Raw genomic sequence first — 5,074 nt, forward strand, 5'->3', positions numbered from 1 at the left:
CTTGAGTTTAACCGGATTGGCGCGTCCGAATGCGACGTCATGTTCAACCTGGTTCCTGAGGTGACCTCAGCCGACGCTAAAGTGTTCTGGTCGAATGGCAGCTTCACCAACGTTCTCGACTACGATGCCAAGCACATGGCATTGCGTCGGATCGAGATGCCGCCGAATTTCTTCACGGGCAACTACAGCATCGCGGAGTACGGTGCTTTACCTGACAACTTCATGCTCGGCGTGTCGACCCCATGCAGTGACATCCTGTATCGCCGCCAAATGCGATCTCGCCTCGCTATGCCCGTCGCGCTGGCGGGCAATCCGCCGCTCGCGTTCGCCAGTGCATCGTTTCAGGAAGAGGACCAAGCGCATCATCCACCGGGTTTCTATCTTTTTCTCCATCGGATCCTACTCAACGACGTTTTCAGCATCGGCTTCCTAAGGATCACAGAAGCCCTCATTTTTGCTTTGACCTACATAACTCTTTACCGCGTTGGAATTGATCCTGTCCTTGGTGCGTTGATCTCTTTGATTTTGGCCGAGGCGGGGCTTGTTGGGCTCACAGTTCTGCTCAAGAGATGTGTTGTTGGTAAAGAATGGGGCAGTAATCACACGACACCATTCTGGTCGACTCGTCACTTTACATATTTCTTTGTCCAAGACTGTTTCTTTAACTGGTGTAGAGGGACATTGGGGCTGCTGCGGGGGACCATCCTTGCGAACGGCATTTTGCGGAAATTGGGGTGTCAGATCGGACCTCGGACGATCGTGACGGACCCGATGCAATGCTCTGATTGGAATGCTGTGCGCGTGGGGAGCGACTGCATTCTGGATGGTATTTTGCAGTTGCACACCTTCGAGAACATGCTGTTGCAAGTGAAAGAGACACGCATTGGGAATGGCGCTACGATTGCGACTGGCGCCACAGTTATGAAAGGCGCAATTTTGGATCGCGATGTCACGCTAAGGCCGCTGTCAATGGTGCTGAAGGAAATGCATATTCCCGCAGGGGTTCATGAAGGCAGTCCGGCCGAGAAGCTCCAGACATGAGATGACCGAAAAAGTCCCGAAAAAAAGTGATGCTCTGAGGAACGAGAGCATCAGCTACTTTCTCGAATCCTCAGTGCGGGATCTGACACCAACTGACGCGCACCGTGACATTTCAGTTCTCTTCATGCCTGCTCAGCATGATGGCCCCCCAGCAGACTTTTTTGGTTCGATACTCTCCTTGAGCGAATTGTCCCGGGCAGAACGCTTCAAGGGAATTGACCACAAAATAAGCTTCCTGCAGAGGCGTGCGTTCCGCCGCTTCTGCGGTGTAATTGCTCTCGGCGATGCCCGCCCGCTTTCCCAGGTCGATTTCGCGACGACGAGGGAAGGGCGGCCCTACCTCTCTGAGTTGCCCCGCGCGTGGTTCAGTTTTTCTGCGTGTCGTCACGGATATTTGGCGGCTTGGTCGTACAGCAGCGCAGTCGGTGCAGACATCGAAAGCCTTGACCAAGCTGCCTCACCGGTCGAGATGGCAAGCTACCACTTTGCCCCAAATGAGTCGGATACGGTTTGCATGGCTGAAGTCGACGAGCGCCAAAAACTTTTTCTACGACTTTGGACGTTGAAGGAGGCGGGCCTGAAATCAATTGGAGAAGGGATATCTTATGGTTTGGACGCGTTCCAGTTCGAAACAAAGCCTAGGGTGCGTGCCTCCTTCGCGCCCGCAGCGTATGGCGGCTCGAATAATTTCAATGCGAGATTGTTGGAGATAGCCGGTTGTTGCGCAGCGTTGGTGATCCGCAATCGGCTGCCAAGTCGACAGCAACAATCACAAGCTTATGCCAACAGCACTTCTGGCTGACCGATACGAGATCATCATTGGTTCAACCCGCTTGATTGGTTTCATGCCACATCGATCGCAGAATACACACGATCCGATGTGTTTTCAGATTGAGACATTGTTGTCTTGTTGTGAGAGAATTTCGAGCGCGCGGGTGATGAGCGGATCTTCGCCAGCGTCAAGATCAGCCTTGGTATTGAGCAGTTCTATATCCGCAGGTACGCCCTTGCTTTCATAACAAACCATATCGGCCGACAGGTACTCCTGATACGAAAGGCTGTAATCCCATCCGTTGGGTAGCGTCTTCTCCAATTGATACGAGAAGATGCCATTCGTATGTTCGCCCAGGATTGTTACATGTGGCAGCTCTCTGAGTGCCAGCGCAAAGCACTCCGCGCCGCTAAAGACGGCATCGCACGTAAGGAGAATAATAGGACGGGTGAATTGCACACCGCCTTTCGGTGAAATATGCCAGGTCTTTAGTGGGCCAAACTCGTCCGTCCCCGGTCCAATTTTTGATCGCCGGTGAAACGCCACACGCTTACGATCAGCAAAGCGATTAATGATCATGAGTGCGATGTCATCCTCACCACCCGGGTTATCGCGAATATCTATTATGAAACCCTTGAGATCAGGCATATCACGAGAGAGTATGTCGAGAGCCTTAGACACTTTCTTCTTTTTTACGTCTTCCAACTCAAGAATGCGCATGTAGCCGTAATCGGGTGATCGGCAGTACCGCATCATCCAGGCTTTGCTTTTCCTGAAGGGGCCGAAACCGTTGGCCGTTAGCGTGGCCCGCGTAACGTCGAAAAGACGCTTGATCTGTGGTGTCGTGAACTCGCGATAAAAGCGCGGCGCTTTCTCAGCCGTGAAATGCACCTTTGCCTTAGAGTGACCTAATCTCGCTGAGATCTCGACATGCCCATCGTCGAGTGGATCGAGCATGTTGCAGAAGACCTCAAACAGCTCCTTGTCACTCGTGGTTGAGGAGATTCGAGGCCTATATACTTCGTACTGTTTGTGCCAGTCGACGTTCCGCAGCGTAAAGAATGGGTACCTTCTATGGAACGTTTTCCATAGTGCCTTAAAGTTCTTCTCGGGGTCGCGATTGGTCAAGTTGCAGCCTATCTTCAACCAGCAAATTTGGTCAGACTGCCATCGAGTAGCAGCTCGCGACTTGATGGGTGAAGCCAATCGCTAGCGCATCGGTGGCCATCGGTACGACAATATGAACGCTTTCATGTGGATTCCTTGTCGCCAACTGCTTCATCTCCTCGAGGCTAAGCATCCTGCATAGCCGAAGGTACCAGGATCCTAGGTAAGGAAGAATGGCAATCATGCCACCCTCCGATCACCTTCGTCCCGTCGACCCTGACGCCCGATTGCGATCCGCTGATGCAGTTCGCGGATTCGCTCTTTTCGGTGTGCTGCTCGTCAACATGTTCAACTTCGGAGCGTATTCGTCGGAATGGACGGATAGCCTAGATCAAACTTTCAATGCGGCGATGCACGCCGTCTTCGAGACGAAATCCTGGCGCCTGTTCGCCATGCTATTTGGATTTGGATTCGCGCTGCAGTTGGCCAGATTGGAGAGTTTGGGTGGGGGAAACCTGTGGTTCTACTTCAGGCGAATAGCGATTCTATTCGTGATTGGGGTGGGGCACGCACTGTTTTATGACGGCGACATTCTGATGGAATATGCTCTACTGGGCTTCATTCTGCCTGTATTTCGCCGACTGGCAGCGGGTACGCTACTGACACTGACCTTTTTGCTCATGTTGGCATTTCCGGTCGGCAATGTTGTCGATTCGCTCCGGGGTGCCAGTGCGCCCGTCGATGCGGACGCCTCTCTGTCTCTAGCAGAACTAAGGGATGACCACCCTTACCTAGGCACGCTCAGTGATGTCTTTGAGACAAACGCGGAAGTGATACCCCCCCGATTGTGGAATGGGCTCAATGAGCCGGAATCAAGCTTCGCAATCTTCGCGATGATATTGCTGGGCTTCCAAATTGGCCGAAGCCGTCTCGTTCATGATGCAGCAGAACACACCAAGAAATGGCGCTGGATATTGCGATGGGGCATGACAACCGGTCTCGTCTTTGCAGCGATAGAGTGGTACCTGGGCCGTTATCATGGCTACGCTGCATTTGAGGGCAACACGGCCTCGATGGGGATCCGATTTCTTGGCGACTTGCTGTTTTTGTTTGGATCGACCGCCTTATCGCTAGCGTTCGGTGCTGGCATTTTACTGTTAGCGGAACAGGGCAAGTGGGACACCGTACTTTCGCCGCTGCAATCCTTGGGGCGGATGGGGCTGACGATCTATCTTTCCGGCACACTTATGTTCACCCTGCTCTTTTACGGATACGGATTTGGCCAGCTGTACTTGCTTGGCCCCTTAGCAACGACCGCCTACGCAGTCCTATTTTTTGTGATTCAGATCGTCTTCAGCAGTTGGTGGCTTCGATACTTTCGATTCGGGCCGGTAGAGTGGATCTGGCGCTGCCTGACATATCTTCGGATACAACCGCTGCGAATCCCGACGTTAGCCGCATCACCAGTAAGCACTGAGGGACGCCGCCGTCCCTAGGGGCAACCCCGCGGGTGAATGCATCCAGTCCGGTGGCGGCTGGGAAGTATCGCGCAATGTCCGCTTTGAGCAGTAAAGGGGACATGCCCACTCCGCTCGCCCATGTCCGTTAAGTGCCAAAAGCGGACATTGGGCACGCGGGGCCCTCGATCAGAACCCACAGAAGTTGAGCAGCTCGCAAAATGCAGCCTTGCACTTTATCGTGAGGCGCACCAAGTACTCGGTCAGATCAAACCCGAGAGCACTGCCGGATAAGGGAACGCTATGACTGAACACTTCAAGATTGCTGACGAACTTCAGAGCTTTGGCCAAGACGGTTTCAACAACTATTTCCGTTCCTTTGGACAACTGAGCAAGGGCTTCCAGGCCATTGCGGCCGAGTGGACTGATTATTCCAAGCAGGCCTTTGAGGACTCTACGAAAGCGTATGAGAAAATGGTCGGCGCTAAGTCGGTCGAAGACGCTATTGAGGTGCAGACGAAGTACGCCAAAAAGGCTTACGAGACCCACATGGCAGAGATGACGAAGCTCGGAGAGATGTACGCCAGTCTGATGCAGACCGTGTTCAACCCACGGGCTCGTTAGAGACCTCTCAGGCAGTCCTCTAGTTCCGAGCCAAGGCCCGAGGGCGCGCTTAGCGTCGTTGTCGTCTGTCATG

Annotated in this window: 5 protein-coding genes; 4 read left to right on the forward strand and 1 reads right to left on the reverse strand. The window is 53.3% G+C overall.

Going from position 1 to position 5,074, the window contains the following annotated elements; all coding sequences use genetic code 11:
* A partial coding sequence (locus AC33YF_RS12745; RefSeq protein WP_491777585.1) for a hypothetical protein occupies positions 1–1,041 on the forward strand: 1,041 nt, incomplete at its 5' end.
* A gap of 1 nt (position 1,042) precedes the next feature.
* The gene (locus AC33YF_RS12750; RefSeq protein ID WP_491777586.1) at positions 1,043–1,843 is read left to right on the forward strand and encodes a 4'-phosphopantetheinyl transferase family protein; all 801 of its coding nucleotides are present in this window, start codon (positions 1,043–1,045) and stop codon (positions 1,841–1,843) included.
* A gap of 84 nt (positions 1,844–1,927) precedes the next feature.
* Here the strand turns inward: AC33YF_RS12750 and AC33YF_RS12755 are convergent, their stop codons facing one another.
* A complete protein-coding gene (locus AC33YF_RS12755; protein WP_491777587.1) occupies positions 1,928–2,941 on the reverse strand; it encodes a S41 family peptidase in 1,014 nt (337 codons plus the stop codon).
* A 221-nt stretch (positions 2,942–3,162) separates the two neighbouring features.
* Here AC33YF_RS12755 and AC33YF_RS12760 point away from each other — a divergent pair, with 221 nt between their 5' ends.
* Positions 3,163–4,416 (forward strand): DUF418 domain-containing protein, encoded by a 1,254-nt coding sequence (locus AC33YF_RS12760; RefSeq protein WP_491777588.1) that lies wholly within the window; start codon positions 3,163–3,165, stop codon positions 4,414–4,416.
* Between the two features lie 264 nt (positions 4,417–4,680).
* Positions 4,681–5,001, forward strand: coding sequence for a phasin family protein (locus tag AC33YF_RS12765; RefSeq protein ID WP_491777589.1), 321 nt, complete (start codon positions 4,681–4,683; stop codon positions 4,999–5,001).
* The last annotated feature ends 73 nt before the right edge of the window (positions 5,002–5,074 follow it).

It is taken from the genome of Methyloceanibacter sp., from assembly GCF_058506495.1.